Raw genomic sequence first — 19,423 nt, 5'->3', positions numbered from 1 at the left:
GCCGCCCCGGGCGCCGGGCCCGCCCGGGGCGCACTGGCCGACCCACCGGATGAAGGCGGGCGGTTCGAGCAGCGGGCCGCGCACCGGCGCCCGGGCCGGGTCGCGGGCGGGGGCGAGGTGACCGTCGTGCTCGGGTGCCGGATCGGGGCGGGCCCGGCCCTCACCTTCCTCCTCGCCGCAGAAGTGGCGGCGGCATCGATGCGTGGCGATCCCCTCGTGAGCGTGCGGATGGACGACCCCGACGCGCTCTGAGCCCGCCGCGGCGGGGCGGGCGGGTAACCGCCGGAACGGGGCGGCCCGTAGACTGTGCGGGTGAGAATCCTCTTCGCGGGAACCCCCGAGCCGGCCGTGCCGTCGCTGCGCGCCCTGAGCGCCTCGGGCCACGAGATCGCCGCCGTGCTCACCCGCCCCGATGCCCCCGTGGGCCGCAGGCGCACGCTGACCCCCAGTCCCGTCAAGGCGGCCGCGCGCGAGCTGGGCCTCCCGGTGCTCGAGGCCGCGCGGCTGCGCGGTGAGATCCTCGCCGAGATCGAGGCCCTCCGGGTCGACGCCGCGGCCGTGGTCGCCTACGGCGCGCTCGCGGGCCCGCGCGCCCTGTCCGCCGCGCGCCTGGGCTGGTTCAACCTGCACTTCTCCCTGCTGCCCGACTACCGCGGCGCCGCCCCCGTCCAGCGGGCGCTCATCGACGGCCGCACCGTCTCCGGACTCACCGTCTTCCGGCTGGACGAGGGCATGGACACCGGCGACATCGTCGCCCAGCGGCAGCTGCCGCTGCCGCCGCTGCCTGCCGGCGACGTCCTCGCGGACTACGCCCGGCAGGGCGCCCCCCTCCTCGTCGAGGCGCTCGACGCGGTGGCCGCCGGAACCGCCCGCTACGCGCCCCAGCCGTCCGCGGGCACCCCGGCGCCCAAGATCGAGCCCGCCGAGGCGCGGCTCGACTTCTCCCGCCCCGCCGCGCGCCTCGCCGCGCTTGCGCGCGGCACCTCGCCCGCACCGGGCCCCTGGGCGCTGCTGGACGGACAGCGCACGAAGGTGCGCGGCGTGGCGGAGCTGCCGGACGCGCCCGGTGGGCCCGACCTCGAGCCCGGGGAGCTCATCGACGTCGACGGCACCGTGTGCGCCGGCACCGGAGCGGGAATCCTCACGCTCGAATCGATCCAGCCGTTCGGCAAGCCGATGATGTCCGCGCAGGCGTTCCTCCGGGGCCGCCCCGGCGCGCGCTTCGACGCGGTGCCCGCAGACGTACCGGAGGACAGGACCGCCCATGAGTGAACCGAATCGCCACCGCGGCGCCCACGGCGGGCCAGACGATGCCGGGCGCCCCCACCGCGGGCGCGGTGCGCCGCGCGATGGCAGCGGTCGCGGCGATCGCCGGCCCCGCGACCGCGGTGAGCGGAGCGGCAGCCGCGGCGAGCGCCGCGCCGAGGGCCGCGAATCGGCCCCCCGCGCCCCCCGGCCCAACCTGCCGCGCCAGGTGGCCTGGGAGGTCCTCTGCGATGTCGCCGAGCGCGACGCCTACGCCAACCTCGTGCTGCCCGGCCGCATCGCCCGCGCGCACATGCAGGGCCCGGACGCGGGCATGACCACCGAGCTGACCTACGGCACGCTGCGCGCCCAGGGCTTCTACGACGCGATCATCTCCGTGGCCGCGGACCGCCCGGCCGAGTCGATCGACCTGCCCGTCCTCGCCGCCATGCGGATGGGCGCCCACCAGCTGCTCAGCACACGGATCGCCCCCCACGCCGCAGTGAAGGAGACCGTCGGCGTCATCCGCGCCTCGGCGAGCTCCCGCGCGGCGGGCTTCGTCAACGCGGTGCTGCGCCGGATCGGCGAGCGCGACCGCGCGGAGTGGGCCGCGCTCGTCACCGAGGGCCTCGACGAGCGCGACGCCCTGGCGCTCACCGCCTCGCACCCCCAGTGGATCGCCCGCGCGCTGCGCCAGGCGCTCAGCGCCCACGGGCGCGATCCTGAGGAGCTGGGCGACCTGCTCGCCGCCGACAACACCCCGGCCGCGGTGTGCCTGACCGCACTGCCGGGCGCCGTGGACCGCGACGCGCTGGCCCGGGCCGTGGGCGAGCCCACCCCGCTCTCGCCGATCGGCGTCGCGCTCTCCGGCGGCAGCCCTGCCGCCGTTCCCGAGGTGGCGCAGGGCCGCGCCCGCGTCCAGGACGAGGGCTCGCAGCTCGTCGCCCTGGCCCTCCTGGGCGCCGCCGCCCCCGCCGACAGACCCGGGTCCGCGTGGCTCGACATGTGCGCCGGCCCGGGCGGCAAGACCGCCATCCTCGCAGCCGCCGCGCAGCGCGACGACCGCGCGGTCGAGGCGCTCGACAGCTCCGAGCACCGGGCGGACCTCGTGCGCGACTCCACCCGCGCGTTCGCGGACCGGGTCCGCGTGGACACCGCCGATGCCCGCGAATTCGGCGCCGCGCACCCCGGTGAGTACGCCCGGGTGCTCGTCGACGTCCCCTGCTCCGGCCTGGGCGCCCTGCGCCGCCGGCCCGAGGCCCGCTGGCGGCGCAGCGCCGCCGACCTCGGCGGGCTCGGTCCCATCCAGCGCGACCTCCTCGCGGCCGGGTTCGACGCCGTCGCGCCCGGGGGAGTCCTCGCCTACACCACGTGCTCGCCGCACCTGGCCGAGACCCTGCTGGTCGTGGGCGACTTCGCGAGGAAGCGGGGGGCCGACGTCGAGGTCCTCGACGCGCCCGAGGTGCTGGCCGAGGTGACCGGCGAGCCCGCCGCGAGCTTCGCCTCGGGCTCCGTGGGCACCCCCGAGCAGGGCGCCCGCGCCGCCGACGGCACCCGGGCCCAGGGGCGCGCCGCCCAGCTGTGGCCGCACGTGCACGGCACGGACGGCATGTTCCTCACCCTGCTGCGCAAGCCCGCAGCCGCACCCGACGCCCAGGAGGCCCCATGAGCATCCGCATCAACCCGAGCATCCTGTCCTGCGACTTCGCCGACCTGCGCGGCCAGCTCGCGCTCATCGCCGACGCCGACATGGCCCACGTGGACGTCATGGACAACCACTTCGTGCCGAACCTCACGTTCGGGCCCCCGGTCGTCGAGCGGATCCGGGCCGTGTCCCCGGTGCCCATCGACGCCCACCTCATGATCGACGACGCGGACGCCAACGCCCCGGTCTACGCCGAGCTGGGCTGCGAGTCGGTCACCTTCCACGCCGAGGCGGCGAAGGCGCCCGTGCGCCTGGCCCGGGAGCTGCGCCGGCTCGGGGCGAAGGCCTCGATCGCGCTCAAGCCGGCGACCCCCGTCGAGCCCTACCTCGACATGCTCGGGGAGCTTGACCAGGTGCTCATCATGACCGTCGAGCCGGGCTTCGGCGGTCAGTCCTTCCTGGACGTCTGCCTGCCCAAGATCCGCCGCGCCCGGCAGGCGATCAGCGCCTCGGGCCTCGACATCCTCCTGCAGGTGGACGGCGGCATCTCGCTGCAGACGATCGACCGCGCGGTCGACGCCGGGGCGAATTCGCTCGTGGCCGGCTCGGCGGTCTACGGCGCCGAGAGCCCGGCGGCCGCCATCGGCGCACTCCGGGAGCGCGCCGCCGCGCACGCCCACTGACGGCCGCGCCTGCTGCCGGCCGTCTCGGCCGGTCGCCGCGCCCGCTGCCGGCCCTGCCGAGCCGATGACCGCCCACCGGAGCAGCGCCAGTCGGCGCCGGGTCGAACGGGCACCGCGCTGAACCGGCCCGGGGCTGCGACGTCGCCGGGGCGAGCTCAGCCGGCCGCGCCGCGCGCCAGCCAGTCGAAGTGGAACTTCTCCGGCCCGTCCACGGTGACCCGCACGGTGAACGCGATGTCCACCTCCTCCTTCTTCGTCTCCCAGGTGCCGAACGAGTCGTACTGGTACTGCAGCGTGGCCTTGCCCGGCGTCTTGGAGGAGATCGTCCCGACCCCGTCGCCCTCGTATTCCGGCTCCTCGAGCGTGGGCCGGCTCGTGAGCGTCCAGTGGGGGTCGCGGTAGGACGAGCTGCCGTCGGAGGCCATGAGCGACTGGTTCGGGCACCGCGGCGCCGCGAACGCCTTGCGCTTGATGCACAGGTCCACGTGCTTCTGGATCTCGTTGTCCGCATCCGCGATGAGCGCCTGGGAGAAGTTGTCGCTGAACGTCAGCGCGGCATTCCCGCCGTCCTCGGCGCCGGCGCCCTGGTCCTCGGCATCCGCACCGGGGGCGTAGTCGAACGTCTGAGCGGAGCCGTAGCCCAGGAACTTCGACTTGGGCGGCACCTCGACCGCATAGCGGCCGGGGAGCACCACAAGATCGGCTGCGATCCGCTCGGCATCCCCCTCGTCCGGCTTGAACTCGGGGCTCACCCCCACCCCGTTGACCGTGACCTTCGACACGCCCGTGGGCACCACCACATGCACGGTGGAGGTCAGGGGCTCGTCGAGTTCCCAGTTGTGGAGCACGAGCGCGCTGTTGGCCACCCGGTGTGCCCCGAGCTCGACGGTCGACGTCTTCTCGTCCTGGGTGATCTCCACCCGCACCGTCGCACTGCTGCCCGAGCTGTGCGCGTCGACGACGCGGTAGCCCGTGATCCTGTGCTCGGCCCGGTCGTAGACCTCCTTCGTCAGCGCGCTGCGCTCACTCGAGTTCGCCCGGGGATCGGCGAGCTCGTTCGCCCGGTCCACATCGCCGCCGCGCAGCGCGTCGAGGTAGGCCTCCACCGCGCGCTGCGGTGAGTGCGCGGTCGCGTTGGCGACTCCCACGGCGAGGGCGCCGCCCGCGATGAGCAGCACGAGCACCGCGAGGCTCGCTATGGGCGTGCGCGTGCGGCGCCGCTTGGGCCGCGGCGCCGCCTGGCCCGCCCCGTCCGGAGCGCCCCAGGACTGACCGGTGCCGCCGCCGGGCGGTGGGCCCGCGGCGGCGCCGTGCCCGGCCGCTCCGGCGGCGTACATCGGTACCCCGCCTGGCCGGCCGGAACCGGGCGCGCCGGAATGCTGGCCCTGCGGCGCACCGGTCTGCTGTCCCTGGGGCGCGCCGGGTGCAGCAGCGGCACCGCCGGGCTGGCCGCGCCCCTGTGAACTCGGGAACTGCGAACCGGGGAACTGAGCCCCCGGGAACTGCGAACCGGAGGGCTGGGAACCGGAGGGCTGGGAACCGGGGGGCTGGGAAGCGCCGAACTGCGAGGCCGAGAGCTGCGCGCCGGCACCCGGCTCACCGGTCCGCTGTGCGCCGGGGCCCTGTGAACCGGGGAATCGCGGATTGGCCCCCTGTGGTCCGGTCGCCTGCGCACCGGGGAACTGCGAACCGGGTTCCCGCGGGTGCGGTTCGGGGCCGGCCGGCCCGTGCGCTCCGGGCCGGGGATTCCCACCCGGCTGCGGCCGTCCGCCCGGAGCCCCGGAGACCGGAGGCCCGGAGGCAGGAGGCCCGGAGGCCGGCGTCCCGGAGACCGGAGGCCCGGAGGCCGGCGTCCCTGCGGTCGGTGACCCGAACGCCGGCGAGCCGGTGGGCGCGGAGCCCTGCCGGTCGATATCCGCACCCGGGGGAGGGGCGGCGGCACCGGTCGCACCGAAGGGCGAGAAGTCCGGGGCCGGGGACTCCCCGCGCACCGGTGGGAATGCCGCGGTCGGCTCCTCCTCGTGCGCCCCGCCCGGTGACGAGCCGAGCGGCTCGAAGGCGGCGGTGGGCTCATCGACGGCACCGGAGGGGCGCGGGGCGCCGTCGGGGCCGTGCGCCTGAGGCTTCCCGTCGGCGGGCTCTGAACGAACGGACGGGTCCGCGGTGCGAGTGCCCCCGGCACCGCCATCGCCGCGCGCACCGCCATCGCCGCGGGCCCCGTCGCCTTCCCCGGTGCCTGCGGCCTCCGCGGTGCCCGCGGTGCCTGCGCGAGCCCTGTCATCAGCCCCGGCATCGTCGTTTTCCCCGGCATCGCCCGCGGTATCTCCACGAGTCTCGGCATCGGCGGCGGCGTCAGCGCTCGCCTCGTCCGCTGCCTCCGTGTGGGGCTCACCCGCTCCGGATTCCTCCCTGCGGGAGGCGCCTGCGCGATCCGGGGCGCCAGTGTCGCCGGCGGTAGGCGCAGCGGCGGCGCCCGTGTGGTCGGAGGTGCCTGCTTGCTCGGAGGTGCCAGTGCACTCGGAGGTGTCTGCGTCATGCGAGGCGCGGTCGTCATGCGAGGCAGCAGGCTGAGCGGAGGCCGCAGTGTGATCGGCTGGGTCGGTGTGCTCGGCGCTGCCGGTGTCAGCTGGGGTGGCAGTGCCACCCGAGATGACGGTGCCGTCCGAGGTGCTGTTGCCGTCCGCGGTGACAGTGCCGTCCGAGGTGTTGGCCCCTCGCGTGCCTTCCGTCGCGTCGTCCCCCTCGGCAGCGCCCGCGCTGCCAGGGGCGCGGGGGTCGTCCGCGGTGGCCGGGCGCTCCGCATCATCGGCGCCGGTCGGCGCAGCCGTCGAGCTCGCGGGGCCCCCCGGTGATCCGCCCTCGGCGGCGGTGCCACCGTGCGGTTCCTCCGGGTGCGCCGCCCGCGCACTCGTCCGCTGGTTCGGGTCGGCTGCTGATTCGGGGCCGGCCTCACCGGTCTCGCTGGGCTCCTGCGGGTTCGACATGTGGGGCTCCTCACGTTGTGCTTTCCGTAGTATCACGAACTGCGGGCCCGCGGAGCCCGCATTCCCGCATGCGGGCGGCCGGCCCCGGCAGCCGAGGACCGGCCCGCCGGGCGCGAGGTGCGCGCAGCGCGCGCTGTGCAACGGGCCCCGGTCCAGACCGGGGTGCCCCACCGCCGCGGGGCGCTAGCATGGAGTCCCGCCCCACAGGCCCCCGAACACCCGCCGTCGCGGCGCGGAGAAGGCAGCGCGTTGGAATTCTTCACCTGGCTCAACACCCCGGTCTTCGAGCTGCTCGGCAAGCCCGTGCCCTGGTCGGACTTCCTCGGCAACATCTGCGCGCTGGCAACCGTCTACCTGGCCCTGCGCCGGCTCATCTGGTCCTGGCCCGTGCAGATCCTCGGGTCCGTGCTCCTCTTCAGCGCGAGCGTCTCCGCCCACCTGGGCGGCAACGCCTCCCGGCAGGTCGTCATCATCGCCGCGGCGATCTGGGGCTGGACGACGTGGCGGCGCTCGCAGCAGGAGAAGGGCGAGATCCGCGTCCGCTGGGCCACCTGGCCCGAGCGGATCGGGCTCATCGCCGCGCTGGTGCTCGGCACCCTCGGGTTCGGCTATGTCCTCGCCGTGGGCGGCTGGTCGTGGAACCCCTACCCGGACGCCTACATCTTCATCGGCTCGCTCGTGGCCATGTACGCCCAGGGCCGCGCCATCGTCGAATTCTGGTTCGTCTGGCTGGCCGTCGACCTCGTCGGCATCCCGCTCGCGGTCATGGGCGGCCTCGTCTTCTCCGGCGCCGTCTACTTCGTCTTCCTCGTCATGGTCATCGTCGGCATGGTCGACTGGGCCCGGCGCTCCCGCCAGACGATCGCGAGCCCCACCTCGGGCGCGGCCACGCTCGACGGGCGGGAGGACCCGCCGGGCGCCTGAGCCGGGGCCGGGCGCTGCAGCGCCGTGTACTACCCTGATCGGGTGAAGACCTTCGACGAGCTGTTCGCTGAACTTGAGCACAAGGCGCGCACGCGCCCCGATGGTTCGAAGACCGTCGCCGAACTCGACGCCGGGGTCCACGCCATCGGCAAGAAGGTCGTCGAGGAGGCCGCCGAGGTGTGGATGGCCGCCGAGTACGAGTCAGACGACGAGCTCGCCGGTGAGGTCTCCCAGGCCCTCTACCACCTGCAGGTCATCCTCCTCGCCCGCGGGCTCACGCTCGACGACGTCTACCGCTGGCTCTGAGCCGCGCGGCCCGCCGCCGCCCGATCCATTCGCCGCCCCGCCAAGGAGGCCCCCGCCATGCTCCGCGTTGCCGTGCCCAACAAGGGCTCCCTGTCCGAAGCCGCGACCACGATGCTGCGCGAGGCCGGCTACGCGCTGCGCACCTCGGCGAAGTCGCTCGTCCACCAGGACACGGCCAACGGGGTCGAGTTCTTCTTCCTGCGCCCCCGCGACATCGCCGTCTACATCGGCCGCGGCATCCTCGACCTCGGCATCACGGGCCGCGACCTGCTGCTCGAATCCGAATCGGAGGCCGTCGAGGTGCTGCCGCTGGGCTTCGGCCGCTCGAGCTTCCACTACGCGGGCCCGGCCGGCCGCTTCACCGACCCGGCCGAACTCGACGGCGCCACGATCGCGACCTCCTATCCGACCCTCGTGCGGGCAGACCTCGCCGCCCGCGGCCTGAGCGCCGCCACCGTCAAGCTCGACGGCGCGGTGGAGGTCTCCATCCAGCTGGGCGTAGCCGATGCCATCGCCGACGTCGTCGAGACGGGATCGACGCTGCGCGCCGCGGGCCTCGAGACGTTCGGCGAGGCGCTCCTCGAGTCCGAGGGCGTGCTCATCGCCCCGGCCGCGGCCCAGCCCAGCCGCGAGACCGCCGCCGCGGCGGACATCCTCATCCGCCGGCTCGACTCCGTCATGGTCGCCCGCAACTACGTGCTCATCGACTACGACGTCCACGAAAGCGCCCTCGAGGCGGCCTCGGCGGTCACGCCGGGCCTCGAGAGCCCCACCGTCTCCCCGCTCCAGGACCCCGAGTGGTTCGCGGTGCGCTCCATGGTGGAGGCCAAGGCCGTGCACGAGGCGATGGACCGCCTCTACGCGGCCGGCGCCCGCGCGATCCTGGTGACGAACATTGGCGCCTGCCGCATCTGAGGTCATCCGGCCGCGCTGGACGCGCCTCATCACCCGGATCCTCGCTCCCGTCATCGTGGCGTCGTTCGCGCTGCTGTCCTTCGGGCTGTCTCAGCTCCACTGGGAGACGTGGCACCTCTACGACGCCATCTGGATGAACCTCCTGGGTCTCGCCATCGCCGGCGTGCTGTGGCGGCTGGGCTCCGTGCGCGCCATCGTCCGGCCCGAGCGGCTGGTCGTGCGCAACCTCGTGCGCACCCACCGCATCGAGTGGGCGCAGATCGTGGGCGTGTCCTTCAATCCGCGCATGGGCGAGCAGTACGCCTCGCTCGACCTCAGCGATGGGCAGACGCTCCACGTCCAGGCGGTGCAGGCCGCCGACGGTCCACGCGCCGCAGCCGCCTGCACGCGATTGCGTAGACTCGCAGACGAATACTCCCGCCCTGCAGAAAGGCCCGACGATGGCATCTGACACCGCCGCACCCACCAGCCCGGAGGGCGCCGCCGCCGCGCCGGCAGCCGGGCCGCTGGCCGGCTACACGGTCGTCGACCTCTCCCGCGCACTCGCCGGCCCGCACGCCGGGCAGATCTTCGGAGACCTGGGGGCGCGCGTCATCAAGGTGGAGAACCCCGCCGCCGGGGACGACACCCGGTCCTGGGGCCCGCCGTTCGTGGGGCCCGAGGACGACCGCCAGGCCACCTACTTCCTCTCCTGCAACCGCAACAAGGAGTCGATCGCCCTCGACCTCAAGTCCCCGGACGGCCGCGAGACCCTCGAGGCCCTCATCGCCCGCGCCGATGTGCTCGTCGAGAACTTCCGCGGCGGCGTGCTCGACCGCCTGGGGTTCTCCACCCAGCGCTGCCTCGAGCTCAACCCCCGCCTCGTCATCCTCTCGATCACGGGCTTCGGCCACGACGGCCCGGACGCCCAGCGCGCCGGCTACGACCAGATCGCCCAGGGGGAGGGCGGGCTCATGTCGCTGACCGGCTCCGGGCCGGATGACATGCAGCGCGTGGGCGTGCCGATCGCGGACCTGCTCGGCGGCATCCACGGGGTCCTCGGCGTGCTCGCGGCCCTGCTCGAGCGCGAGCGCACCGGCCGCGGCAAGGTCGTGCGCACCTCGCTGCTGGCCGGGATGATCGGCATCCACGCCTTCCAGGGCACCCGGGCGACCGTCGCGGGGGAGACGCCCGCCCCCGGCGGCAACCACCACCCGTCGATCAGCCCGTACGGGCTCTTCGCCTGCCGCGGCGGCGCCGTCCAGATCTCCGTGGGCAATGAGCGGCTGTGGCAGAAGCTGTGCGCCGCGTTCGGCCTGGACCCGGCCGCCGAGGGCATGGCCGACAACGCCGCCCGCGTGGCCAACCGGGCGGCCGTCACCCGCGCCGTGGAGGACGCGTTCTCCGCCTACACGGCCGATGAGCTCATCGCCAAGCTCGCCGAGGCCGGCATCCCCTCGGGCGTCGTCGCGAACCTTCAGGAGGTCTACGCCTCCGAGCAGGTGGCCTCGCAGGGGCTCAAGATCACCGTCGACCACCCCGTGCTCGGCGCGATCGACCTGCCCGGGCCGCCGCTGCGCTTCTTCGACGTGGGCGCCGACGGCGAGGTCGAGACGACCCTCACCGAGCACTCGGCCCCGCCCCTGCTCAACGCGGACGCGGACACGGTCCGCGCCTGGCTGGAGGCCTGAGATGGCGCAGCGCCTGGACTCCCGCGGCCTCATCGACATGGTCGTCGACGACTCCACGTTCGTCAGCTGGGACGAGGAGCCGATCGTGCCCGGCGCCGGGATCTCCGAGTCCTACGCCGCGGACCTCGCGGCCGCCCGCGAGAAGTCCGGCGTCGACGAGGCCGTCATCACGGGAGAGGGCCTCATCCACGGCCGTCGCGTCGCGGTCGTCGCCTGCGAGTTCAAGTTCCTCGCCGGCTCGATCGGCGTCGCCGCGGCCGAGCGCCTCGTGCGCGCCGTCGAGCGGGCGACCGCGGAGGGCCTGCCGCTGCTGGCGGGTCCCGCCTCCGGCGGCACCCGGATGCAGGAGGGCACCGTCGCGTTCCTGTCGATGGTGAAGATCACCGCGGCCGTCAAGGCCCACCGCGATGCGGGACTGCCCTTCCTCGTCTACCTGCGCCACCCCACCACCGGCGGGGTGTTCGCGTCGTGGGGCTCGCTCGGCCACTTCACCGTCGCGGAGCCCGGCGCCCTCATCGGCTTCCTCGGGCCGCGGGTCTACGAGCAGCTCTACGACCGGCCGTTCCCGGAGAACGTGCAGACGGCAGAGAACCTCCAGCGGCAGGGCATCATCGACGCGGTCATCGGGCCCGAGCGGATCCCGCACGTCGTCTCGAAGGCCCTCGACATCCTCATGGGCGCCCGCGAGGTGCCCGCCCCCGTGCCGGACCCGGCCACGCGGCCGGACCCGGAGCCCCGGGGCACGGATGCGTGGGAGGTCATCACCGCCTCGCGCCAGCCCAAGCGCCCGGGCGTGCGCGAGCTGCTGCGCTACGGGGCCACGAAGGTGTTGCCGCTCAACGGCACCGGCGAGGGCGAGAAGGACCGCGGCCTCATCCTCGCGCTCGCGACGTTCGGCACAGCGCCGTGCATCGTGCTCGGCCAGGACCGCTACCGGCAGCGCTCGCACGAGCCCATGGGCCCCGCCGCGCTGCGCGAGGCCCGCCGCGGGATGCGCCTGGCCCGCGAGCTCAACCTGCCGCTCGTCACGGTCATCGACACCCCCGGCGCCGCCCTGTCGAAGGCCGCGGAGGAGGGCGGGCTCGCCGGCGAGATCGCCCGTTCGCTCGGCGACCTCGTCACGCTCGAGGCGCCGACCGTCTCGCTCATCATGGGCGAGGGCAGCGGCGGCGGCGCGCTCGCGATGATCCCCGCCGACCGCGTGCTCACCGCCGCCAACGGCTGGCTCTCCCCGCTGCCGCCCGAGGGCGCCTCGGCGATCGTCTACCGCGATGTCGACCACGCCCCGCAGATGGCCCAGCAGCAGGAGGTCCACGCGGAGAAGCTCCTGGCCAACGGCGTCGTCGACCGCATCATCGCCGAGCGCCCGGACGCGTCCGCCGAGCCGGAGGAGTTCGCGCGGCGCGTGGGCGCCACGCTCGAGCACGAGATCATCGACCTCATGCGCCAGCCGGGCTCGCGCCGCTGGCACGCGCGCATCGAGCGCTACCGCAGGCTGGGCCTGTGAGACGGGGGACTCCATGACGCTGGCAGTGCGGGTCATCCCGTGCCTCGATGTGGCCGAGGGCCGCGTCGTCAAGGGGGTGAACTTCACCGGGCTGCGCGATGCCGGCGATCCCGTCGAACTCGCGCGCGCCTACGGCGCCGCCGGGGCCGACGAGCTCACGTTCCTCGACATCACCGCCTCGAGCGGGAACCGCGCCCCCACGTTCGACATCGTCGCCCGCTCCGCGGAGGAGGTCTTCATCCCCCTGACCGTGGGCGGCGGGGTGCGCAGCTGCGCCGACGTCGACGCGCTGCTGCGCGCCGGGGCGGACAAGGTGGGCGTCAACACCGCGGCCATCGCCCGCCCCGCGCTCATCGGCGAGATCGCCCAGCGCTACGGCAGCCAGGTCCTCGTGCTCTCCGCCGACGTCCGCCGCGTGCCGGCGGGAGACCCGGCCACCGCCTCGGGCTTCGAGGTCACCACCCACGGCGGGCGGCGCGGCACGGGCCTCGACGCGCTCGAATGGCTGGTCCGCGCCCGCGATCTGGGCGCCGGCGAGGTGCTGCTCAACAGCATGGACGCCGACGGCACGAAGGCGGGCTTCGACCTCGAGCTCATCGCCGCGGCCCGCGCCGTCATGGACCTGCCGCTCATCGCCTCCGGCGGGGCCGGCGCGGTCGAGCACTTCCTGCCCGCCGTGCGCGCCGGCGCCGATGCGCTGCTGGCCGCGAGCGTCTTCCACTTCGGCGACTTCACGGTCGCCGACGTCAAGGCCGCGCTGCGCGCCGCCGGCATCGAGGTCCGGTGAGCGCCACCGAGGCCGGTGACGCCTCGGCGGCCCTCCTGACAGGCGGGGGCGCGCCCACGGCCGAGGAGCTGTCCGGCATGCTCGCGTTCGGCGTCGGCGGGCTGCTGCCCGCGGTCGTCCAGGAGGCGCGCACCGGCGAAGTGCTCATGCTCGCCTGGATGGACGCCGAGGCGCTGGCGCGCACGCTGCGCACCCGCCGGGCGACCTACTGGTCGCGCTCGCGCGGCGAGTACTGGGTGAAGGGGGAGACCTCGGGGCACACCCAGCGCGTCGAGGCCGTGCGCATCGACTGCGACGCCGACACCGTCCTCCTCTCCGTCGCCCAGACGGGGCCCGCGTGCCACACCGGCACCGCCACCTGCTTCACTGGCCGGGAGCTGCCGCTGGCCCCGCCCGACGCCGACGAGGCGCCCAGCGCCGACAGGGCGCCCGCCTCTCACGCCGCCGCCTCTGACGATGCCGCGCCGGAAGCCGCCGCCGAACCCGCCGCCCCCGAGGAGCCCGCATGACCATCAGCCCCGACTTCGAGGCCTTCGCCGCGACCGCGGCCGCCGGCACGCGCCTCATCCCCGTGCACACCCGCGTGCTCGCCGACGGCGAGACGCCCCTGGGCGTCTACCGCCGGATCGCACAGGGCCGCCCGGGGGGCTTCCTCCTCGAATCGGCCCACCAGGGCACCTGGAACCGCTACAGCTTCATCGGCCGCGATCCGATCGCCACCCTCACGGCGGACGCCGACGGCCGCGCCGTGTGGCTGGGCACCCCGATCGCGGGCACCGAGGGCATCGCGGATCCCATCGCGGGGGTCTCCGCGCTGCTCGAGCTGCTCGCGGCCCCGCGCCACCCCGAGCTGCCGCCCATGATCTCCTCGCTCGTGGGCTACCTCGGCTGGGACGTCGTGCGCCGCTTCGAGCGACTCGGCCAGGGCCCGCTGCCGGAGGGCGAGCTGCCCGAGCTCAGCCTCTCCGTGCCCGGCGATGTCGTCATCGTCGACCACCAGACCTCGGAGCTCACGCTCGTCGCGAACGCGATCAACGCCGACGGGCGCCCCACCGGCCTCGAGGCCGCCTACGCCGACGCGCGCGCCCGCATCGGCACGCTGCTGGAAGACCTGCGCGCCCCGCTGGCGCCCGTGCTCGAGGTCGCGGACTTCCCCGACCCCGAGGTCAAGACCCGCACCGAGCCGGGCGACTACCTCGCCGCCGTCGCCGAGGCGCAGCGCCGGATCGTCGACGGAGACATCTTCCAGGTGGTGCTCGGCCAGCGCTTCGACGCGGCCGCGGACGCGCGGCCGCTCGACGTCTACCGGATGCTCCGCAGGCTCAACCCGAGCCCGTACATGTACCTCTTCGACGTCCCGACCTCCGACGGCGCCCCCCTGGCGGTAGTGGGCTCCTCGCCCGAGGCGCTCGTCACGGTCGACCGCGGCACCGTCATCGCCCACCCCATCGCGGGCTCCCGGCCGCGCGGCGCGGGCGAGGAGGAGGACGCCGCGCTCGCGCGCGAGCTCGCGGCCGATGCGAAGGAGCGCGCCGAGCACCTCATGCTCGTCGATTTGGCGCGCAACGACCTCGCCAAGGTCTGCGAGCCGGGCACCGTCGACGTCGTCGAGTTCATGGAGATCGAGCGCTTCAGCCACATCATGCACCTCGTCTCCACCGTCACCGGGACGCTCGCGCCCGGGTGCACCGGCGTCGACGTGCTGCGCGCGACCTTCCCGGCCGGTACCCTGTCCGGCGCGCCCAAGCCCATGGCGCTGCAGATCATCGACGAGCTCGAGCCGGTGGCCCGCGGCCTCTACGGCGGCGTCGTGGGCTACCTGTCGTTCAGCGGGGACCTCGACATGGCGATCGCGATCCGCACCGGCGTCATGCGCCCGGGCGTCCTCAGCGTCTATGCCGGGGGCGGCATCGTCGCCGATTCCGATCCGCACTCCGAGTACGCCGAGTCGCAGCACAAGGCCGCCGCCGTGCTGCGCGCCGCGGCCGCCGCGGCCACCCTGCGCGCGGCGGCGCCCGCGCGGGATGCCGCCGGCGCCGAATCCGGGCAGGAGCGGGCATGAGGGCGCGGCTCGCGGGCCTCACGCGCGGCCGCTGCGTCATGGCCCTGCTCGTGCTGGCGGGCATCATGTGGCTCATCGCCTCCCGCCAGTGGGTCCACGTCGACGCCGCGGCCTCGGCGGTCCCCGGCGTCGCGGGCACGGGCGGGGAGCGCGGCGAGGGCAATCCGCTGGCCACCGCCTGCGCGGCGATCGCGGCGGTCGGCGCGCTGCTGCTCGCCATGCTCGGCCGCGTGGGCCGGTGGGCGGTCAGCGCCATCGTCGCGTTGGCGGGGCTGGGCTGCGCGGCCGCGGCGGTCCAGGGCCTCGCGGCCCCGGCGGGCACGCCCACCGCCTGGCCGTGGGCGGCGCTCGCGGTGGGCGCGCTCACCGCCGCAGGCGGAGCCGCCGCGGGCATCGCCAGCGGTGCGTGGCAGCGCTCGAACCGCTACGACCGCCCCGCGGAGCAGGGGCCCGTGCGGGAGGACCCCGCCGATGACCCCACCACCGCCTGGGACGCGCTCACCCGGGGCGAGGACCCCAGCTGAGGCGGCGCCTCCGGCGGCCGCCCGCGCACCCCGCGGCGGCGGCGAGCCGCGTGACCGGCGCCCCCGCGGCCGTGCGACAATGGGGCCACAGCAAGTAAAGGAGCGAAATGTCCGCACTCGTCGCCCGCAACGGCGCCCCCGACCTCGACAAGTCCACGATCGACTACGAGGCGATCCAGGATCCCGGCCACGGCCATTCGATTGCCGGCTGGACCGGGTCCGGCCTCGTGTTCCTCGGCGTGATCATCGGCACGATCGGCAATGTGTTGTTCTCGTGGCCCATGTTCTTCGTGGGCGCCGGCATCGTCGTGCTCGGACCCATCGCGTTCCTCATCCTCAACGCCTGCGGGCTCGGGGCCAAGCCGCACCACAATCACCTGCCGCCGCGGTGACCGTCCTCGCCTCGATCGTCGAGGGCGTGCGCGCGGATCTGGCCGAGCGGCGCCGCGCGCGCCCGCTGGCCGAGGTCCGGCGCGCGGCGGCGCAGGCGCCAGCGGCCCTGGCGGCCCCGGCCCCCGAGGACTTCGGCCTCATCTGCGAGGTCAAGCGCGCCTCGCCGTCGGCCGGCGCGCTCGCGGAGATCGCCGACCCCGCCGCTCAGGCCGCGGCCTACGCGGCCGGCGGGGCCGCGGCGATCAGCGTCCTCACGGAGGCCCGCCGGTTCTCCGGCACCCTGGCCGACCTCGACGCCGTCCGGGCCGCCGTGGACATCCCCGTCCTGCGCAAGGACTTCATGGTCGAGGAGTACCAGTTCTACGAGGCGCGCGCCCACGGCGCGGACCTCGTTCTCCTCATCGCCGCAGCGCTCGACGACGCCCAGCTCGCGGCGTTCGCGGCGCTGGCCCGTGACCTCGGCATGGCCGTGCTCGCCGAGGCGCACACCCCCGCGGAGGTGGAGCGCGCGCTGGCGATCGCGCCGGACCTCATGGGCATCAACACCCGCAATCTCAAGGACCTCAGCGTCGACCCCGCGCGGTTCGGCCCGCTCGCGGCGCTCTGCCCGCCGGGCGCACCGCTCGTCGCCGAGTCCGGTGTCGCCCGCGCGGCGGACGTCGCCGGCTACGCCCGCGCCGGCGCCCGGCTGGCGCTCGTGGGCGAGGCGCTCGTGCGCAGCGGCGAGCCCGCCCGGGCCGTCGAAGAATTCACCGCGGCCGGCCGCGCCGCCCGAAGCGAAGGAAGCCATGACGCACCTGACGACCGAGGAGACCGGACCGTACTTCGGTGAGTTCGGGGGCCGCTTCATCCCCGAGGCGCTCGTCCCCGCGCTCGACGAGATCGACGAGACGTGGCGCAAGTCCCTCGTCGACGAGGAGTTCGCCCGCGAGCTCTCCGGGCTCCAGGCCGACTACATCAACCGCCCGAGCCTGCTGACGGAGGCGACCCGCTTCGCCCAGCACTGCGGCGGCGCCCGCGTCTTCCTCAAGAGGGAGGACCTCAACCACACCGGCTCGCACAAGGTCAACAACGCGATCGGGCAGGCGCTGCTCGCCCGCCGGATGGGCAAGACGCGGCTCATCGCGGAGACCGGCGCCGGCCAGCACGGCGTGGCCACCGCCACCGCCGCTGCGCTCTTCGGCTTCGAGTGCACCGTGTACATGGGCGCGGAGGACACCCAGCGCCAGGCGCTCAATGTGGCCCGCATGCGCCTGCTCGGGGCGACCGTCGTGCCGGTCACCACCGGCACGCGCACCCTCAAGGACGCGATGAACGAGGCGATGCGCGACTGGGTGGCGCGAGTGGACGACACCCACTACGTCATCGGCACGGTCGCCGGCCCGCATCCGTTCCCCGCCATGGTGCGCAGCTTCCAGCGCGTCATCGGCGACGAGGCCCGCGAGCAGGTCCTCGCCCGCACCGGCCGGCTGCCGGACGCCGTGTGCGCGTGCGTGGGCGGCGGCTCGAACGCCATGGGCATCTTCGCGGCGTTCCTCGGCGATGAGTCGGTGAGCCTGCGCGGCTTCGAGGCCGGGGGAGAGGGCGTCGAGTCCGGGCGCCACGCGGCGCGGTTCTCGGGCGGCCGCCCCGGCGTGCTCCACGGCTCGGCCACCTACATCCTCCAGGACGAGGACGGCCAGACCCGCCCCTCGCACTCGATCTCCGCCGGCCTCGACTACCCCTCCGTGGGCCCCGAGCACTCCCACCTCCACGATACCCGCAGGGCGGTCTACGAGCCGGTCGGCGACGCCGAGGCGATGGAGGCGATGCGCCTGCTCTCCCGCACCGAGGGGATCATCCCCGCGATCGAGTCGTCCCATGCGCTGGCCGGCGCCATGCGAGTGGGGCAGGAGCTGGGGGAGGACGGCATCGTGCTCGTCAACCTCTCCGGGCGCGGGGACAAGGACATGACGACCGCCGCGAAGTGGTTCGACTACATCGACGAAGGAGCGACCCAGGAATGACCGCCAGCACCGCCGCCGCCCTCGACGCCGCTGCCGCCGCCGGGCGCTCGGCCGCCCTCATCGGCTATCTGCCCGTGGGCTTCCCCGACGTGCCGGGCTCGCTCGCCGCCATGGAGGCGATGGTGGCCGCCGGCTGCGACATCGTCGAGGTCGGCCTGCCCTACTCGGACCCCGGCATGGACGGCCCCGTCATCCAGCGCGCCGTCGAGACCGCCCTGGACGGCGGGGTGCGCACGCGCGATGCGCTGCGGGCCGTCGAGGCCGTCGCCGCCGCCGGCGGCACTCCCGTCATCATGAGCTACTGGAACCTCGTGCTGCAGTACGGCGTCGACGACTTCGCCCGCGACCTCGCCGCCGCAGGCGGGGCCGGCATCATCACCCCCGACCTCATCCCGGACGAGGCGGCGCACTGGCTGGCCGCCTCCGACGAGCACGGCCTCGACCGGATCTTCCTCGCGGCCCCCTCGTCCACGCCCGAGCGGCTCGACCGCATCGCCAGCGCCTCCCGCGGCTTCGTCTACGCCGCCTCGACGATGGGCGTCACCGGAGCCCGCGCGAGCGTCGACGACCACGCCCGCGAGCTCGTCGACCGGGTGCGCGGCGCCGGCGCGGAGCGCGTCTGCGTCGGCCTGGGCGTCTCGAACGGCGCGCAGGCCGCCCAGGTCGCGCAGTTCGCCGATGGCGTCATCGTGGGCTCGGCCCTCGTGCGCGCGCTGTCGGCCGATGGCGTCGACGGCGTCGCCGCGCTCACGGCCGACCTGGCCGCCGGAGTGGGGGCGTGAGCGCGCCCGCGCAGCTGCACGCGGCCGGCATCCCATCGCCCACCTGGAGCGGATTCAGCCTGGGGCCGCTGACGATCCACGCGTACGCGCTGTGCATCCTCGCGGGCATCCTGCTCGCCCTGTGGGTGACGAACCGCCGCTGGACCGCGCGCGGCGGGACCTCGGACGACCTGTGGAGCATCGCCGTCTGGGCGATCCCGGCCGGCATCATCGGCGGCCGGCTCTACCACGTGCTCTCCACGCCGGAGCCGTACTTCGGCCGCGGCGGCAACCCCGTGGCTGCCCTCTACATCTGGAACGGCGGCCTGGGCATCTGGGGCGCCGTCGCCCTCGGCGTGCTCGCCGCCTGGTGGGCCGCGCGGCGCCACGGCGTGCGCTTCGGCGCCTTCCTCGATGCCGCCGCCCCGGGCCTCATCCTCGCCCAGGCGTGCGGCCGGTGGGGCAACTGGTTCAACCAGGAGCTGTTCGGGGCCCCCACCACACTGCCGTGGGGCCTGCACATCGACAAGGTGCTCGCCGGGCGCCCCAATCCCAACTGGCCGGACCCCGCCCTGCCGGCCGGCACCCTCTTCCAGCCGACGTTCCTCTACGAATCGCTGTGGAACCTCGGCGTCTTCTTCGTGCTCATCTGGGCCGGCCGGCGCCTGCGGATGGGCCACGGCCAGGTGTTCTTCTCCTATATCTGCCTCTACACGCTCGGCAGGGTCTGGATCGAGGCGCTGCGCATCGACGACGCCGAGCACATCCTGGGCCTGCGGCTCAACGTGTGGACCTCGATCCTCGTCTTCGCGCTCGGCGCGGTGCTCTTCGCTGTCTCCCGGATGCGCCACGAGCGCCCGGAGCCCCACGTCCACACCCGTGAGCGGCTCGCCTACGACGCCGCCGCGGAGCGCCTCCTCGAGGCCACCGGCGAGCAGGCGCCGCCCTACGTGCGCGGGGCCGCGCCGCCGGCCGTGCCTGCCCCCGCGGCGCCTCCCGGCCCACGGCGGC

The 19,423-nt window shown here is 74.8% G+C and carries 20 protein-coding genes; 19 read left to right on the top strand and 1 reads right to left on the bottom strand.

What is annotated here, in order from left to right; translation table 11 throughout:
• The 4 genes from GSY69_RS14710 to rpe form a co-directional block, all read left to right on the top strand.
• Positions 1–252, top strand: a 252-nt coding sequence (locus GSY69_RS14710; RefSeq protein WP_235936505.1) for a hypothetical protein, incomplete at its 5' end; no start/stop codon positions are given.
• A gap of 60 nt (positions 253–312) precedes the next feature.
• Positions 313–1,272: a methionyl-tRNA formyltransferase gene (locus GSY69_RS11325; protein WP_160953956.1), complete on the top strand. Its 960-nt coding sequence runs from the start codon at positions 313–315 to the stop codon at positions 1,270–1,272.
• Positions 1,265–2,914: an RsmB/NOP family class I SAM-dependent RNA methyltransferase gene (locus GSY69_RS11320; protein WP_160953955.1), complete on the top strand. Its 1,650-nt coding sequence runs from the start codon at positions 1,265–1,267 to the stop codon at positions 2,912–2,914. The genes GSY69_RS11325 and GSY69_RS11320 overlap by 8 nt, the downstream gene beginning before the upstream one ends.
• Positions 2,911–3,573 (top strand): ribulose-phosphate 3-epimerase, encoded by a 663-nt coding sequence (gene rpe, locus GSY69_RS11315; RefSeq protein ID WP_160953954.1) that lies wholly within the window; start codon positions 2,911–2,913, stop codon positions 3,571–3,573. Before GSY69_RS11320 ends, rpe begins: the two co-directional genes overlap by 4 nt.
• Before the next feature lie 155 nt (positions 3,574–3,728).
• Here rpe and GSY69_RS11310 read toward each other — a convergent pair whose 3' ends face one another.
• Complete coding sequence (locus GSY69_RS11310) at positions 3,729–4,910, bottom strand: DUF4878 domain-containing protein (RefSeq protein WP_160953953.1); 1,182 nt, start codon at positions 4,908–4,910, stop codon at positions 3,729–3,731.
• A 1,896-nt stretch (positions 4,911–6,806) separates the two neighbouring features.
• On the opposite strand from GSY69_RS11310, the gene GSY69_RS11305 reads away from it, so the two are divergent.
• The 15 genes from GSY69_RS11305 to lgt form a co-directional block, all read left to right on the top strand.
• Positions 6,807–7,481, top strand: a complete 675-nt coding sequence (locus GSY69_RS11305; RefSeq protein ID WP_160953952.1) for a nicotinamide mononucleotide transporter family protein — start codon at positions 6,807–6,809, stop codon at positions 7,479–7,481.
• Positions 7,482–7,523: 42 nt separating this feature from the next.
• Positions 7,524–7,787: a phosphoribosyl-ATP diphosphatase gene (locus tag GSY69_RS11300; RefSeq protein ID WP_160953951.1), complete on the top strand. Its 264-nt coding sequence runs from the start codon at positions 7,524–7,526 to the stop codon at positions 7,785–7,787.
• A gap of 57 nt (positions 7,788–7,844) precedes the next feature.
• The gene (hisG, locus tag GSY69_RS11295; protein WP_160953950.1) at positions 7,845–8,702 is read left to right on the top strand and encodes an ATP phosphoribosyltransferase; all 858 of its coding nucleotides are present in this window, start codon (positions 7,845–7,847) and stop codon (positions 8,700–8,702) included.
• Complete coding sequence (locus GSY69_RS11290) at positions 8,683–9,153, top strand: PH domain-containing protein (RefSeq protein ID WP_160953949.1); 471 nt, start codon at positions 8,683–8,685, stop codon at positions 9,151–9,153. Before hisG ends, GSY69_RS11290 begins: the two co-directional genes overlap by 20 nt.
• Positions 9,143–10,372, top strand: coding sequence for a CaiB/BaiF CoA transferase family protein (locus tag GSY69_RS11285; protein WP_160953948.1), 1,230 nt, complete (start codon positions 9,143–9,145; stop codon positions 10,370–10,372). The genes GSY69_RS11290 and GSY69_RS11285 overlap by 11 nt, the downstream gene beginning before the upstream one ends.
• A 1-nt stretch (position 10,373) precedes the next feature.
• Positions 10,374–11,879, top strand: coding sequence for a carboxyl transferase domain-containing protein (locus GSY69_RS11280; protein ID WP_160953947.1), 1,506 nt, complete (start codon positions 10,374–10,376; stop codon positions 11,877–11,879).
• 13 nt (positions 11,880–11,892) lie between these two features.
• The gene (hisF, locus tag GSY69_RS11275; protein WP_160953946.1) at positions 11,893–12,666 is read left to right on the top strand and encodes an imidazole glycerol phosphate synthase subunit HisF; all 774 of its coding nucleotides are present in this window, start codon (positions 11,893–11,895) and stop codon (positions 12,664–12,666) included.
• Entirely contained in the window at positions 12,663–13,175 is a 513-nt protein-coding gene (gene hisI, locus GSY69_RS11270; RefSeq protein ID WP_407925025.1) for a phosphoribosyl-AMP cyclohydrolase, read from the top strand. Before hisF ends, hisI begins: the two co-directional genes overlap by 4 nt.
• Positions 13,172–14,728, top strand: coding sequence for a chorismate-binding protein (locus GSY69_RS11265; RefSeq protein ID WP_160953945.1), 1,557 nt, complete (start codon positions 13,172–13,174; stop codon positions 14,726–14,728). The genes hisI and GSY69_RS11265 overlap by 4 nt, the downstream gene beginning before the upstream one ends.
• The gene (locus GSY69_RS11260; RefSeq protein ID WP_160953944.1) at positions 14,725–15,252 is read left to right on the top strand and encodes a Trp biosynthesis-associated membrane protein; all 528 of its coding nucleotides are present in this window, start codon (positions 14,725–14,727) and stop codon (positions 15,250–15,252) included. Before GSY69_RS11265 ends, GSY69_RS11260 begins: the two co-directional genes overlap by 4 nt.
• A 107-nt stretch (positions 15,253–15,359) precedes the next feature.
• Complete coding sequence (locus GSY69_RS11255; RefSeq protein WP_160953943.1) at positions 15,360–15,644, top strand: HGxxPAAW family protein; 285 nt, start codon at positions 15,360–15,362, stop codon at positions 15,642–15,644.
• A complete protein-coding gene (locus GSY69_RS11250; RefSeq protein WP_160953942.1) occupies positions 15,641–16,477 on the top strand; it encodes an indole-3-glycerol phosphate synthase TrpC in 837 nt (278 codons plus the stop codon). Before GSY69_RS11255 ends, GSY69_RS11250 begins: the two co-directional genes overlap by 4 nt.
• Positions 16,434–17,651: a tryptophan synthase subunit beta gene (gene trpB, locus GSY69_RS11245; protein ID WP_160953941.1), complete on the top strand. Its 1,218-nt coding sequence runs from the start codon at positions 16,434–16,436 to the stop codon at positions 17,649–17,651. The genes GSY69_RS11250 and trpB overlap by 44 nt, the downstream gene beginning before the upstream one ends.
• Positions 17,648–18,433: a tryptophan synthase subunit alpha gene (gene trpA / locus GSY69_RS11240; RefSeq protein WP_160953940.1), complete on the top strand. Its 786-nt coding sequence runs from the start codon at positions 17,648–17,650 to the stop codon at positions 18,431–18,433. Before trpB ends, trpA begins: the two co-directional genes overlap by 4 nt.
• Positions 18,430–19,423: prolipoprotein diacylglyceryl transferase (lgt, locus tag GSY69_RS11235; RefSeq protein WP_328698857.1), on the top strand; the 994-nt coding region annotated here is incomplete at its 3' end. The genes trpA and lgt, both read left to right, overlap by 4 nt.

Origin of the sequence: Brevibacterium rongguiense (assembly GCF_009857845.1) — a bacterium.
In the GTDB taxonomy this organism is placed as follows: domain Bacteria; phylum Actinomycetota; class Actinomycetes; order Actinomycetales; family Brevibacteriaceae; genus Brevibacterium; species Brevibacterium rongguiense.
This window is presented reverse-complemented; position numbering and strand designations above follow the sequence as displayed.

What these genes read in the sequence shown, in the direction of transcription:
- GSY69_RS11320 (WP_160953955.1), top strand. Translation starts at nt 1,265, where the DNA reads ATGAGTGAACCGAATCGCCACCGCGGCGCCCACGGCGGGCCAGACGAT.
- rpe (WP_160953954.1), top strand. Translation starts at nt 2,911, where the DNA reads ATGAGCATCCGCATCAACCCGAGCATCCTGTCCTGCGACTTCGCCGAC.
- GSY69_RS11310 (WP_160953953.1), bottom strand. Translation starts at nt 4,910, where the DNA reads ATGTACGCCGCCGGAGCGGCCGGGCACGGCGCCGCCGCGGGCCCACCG.
- hisG (WP_160953950.1), top strand. Translation starts at nt 7,845, where the DNA reads ATGCTCCGCGTTGCCGTGCCCAACAAGGGCTCCCTGTCCGAAGCCGCG.
- GSY69_RS11285 (WP_160953948.1), top strand. Translation starts at nt 9,143, where the DNA reads ATGGCATCTGACACCGCCGCACCCACCAGCCCGGAGGGCGCCGCCGCC.
- GSY69_RS11280 (WP_160953947.1), top strand. Translation starts at nt 10,374, where the DNA reads ATGGCGCAGCGCCTGGACTCCCGCGGCCTCATCGACATGGTCGTCGAC.
- hisF (WP_160953946.1), top strand. Translation starts at nt 11,893, where the DNA reads ATGACGCTGGCAGTGCGGGTCATCCCGTGCCTCGATGTGGCCGAGGGC.
- GSY69_RS11265 (WP_160953945.1), top strand. Translation starts at nt 13,172, where the DNA reads ATGACCATCAGCCCCGACTTCGAGGCCTTCGCCGCGACCGCGGCCGCC.
- GSY69_RS11260 (WP_160953944.1), top strand. Translation starts at nt 14,725, where the DNA reads ATGAGGGCGCGGCTCGCGGGCCTCACGCGCGGCCGCTGCGTCATGGCC.
- GSY69_RS11255 (WP_160953943.1), top strand. Translation starts at nt 15,360, where the DNA reads ATGTCCGCACTCGTCGCCCGCAACGGCGCCCCCGACCTCGACAAGTCC.
- trpB (WP_160953941.1), top strand. Translation starts at nt 16,434, where the DNA reads ATGACGCACCTGACGACCGAGGAGACCGGACCGTACTTCGGTGAGTTC.
- trpA (WP_160953940.1), top strand. Translation starts at nt 17,648, where the DNA reads ATGACCGCCAGCACCGCCGCCGCCCTCGACGCCGCTGCCGCCGCCGGG.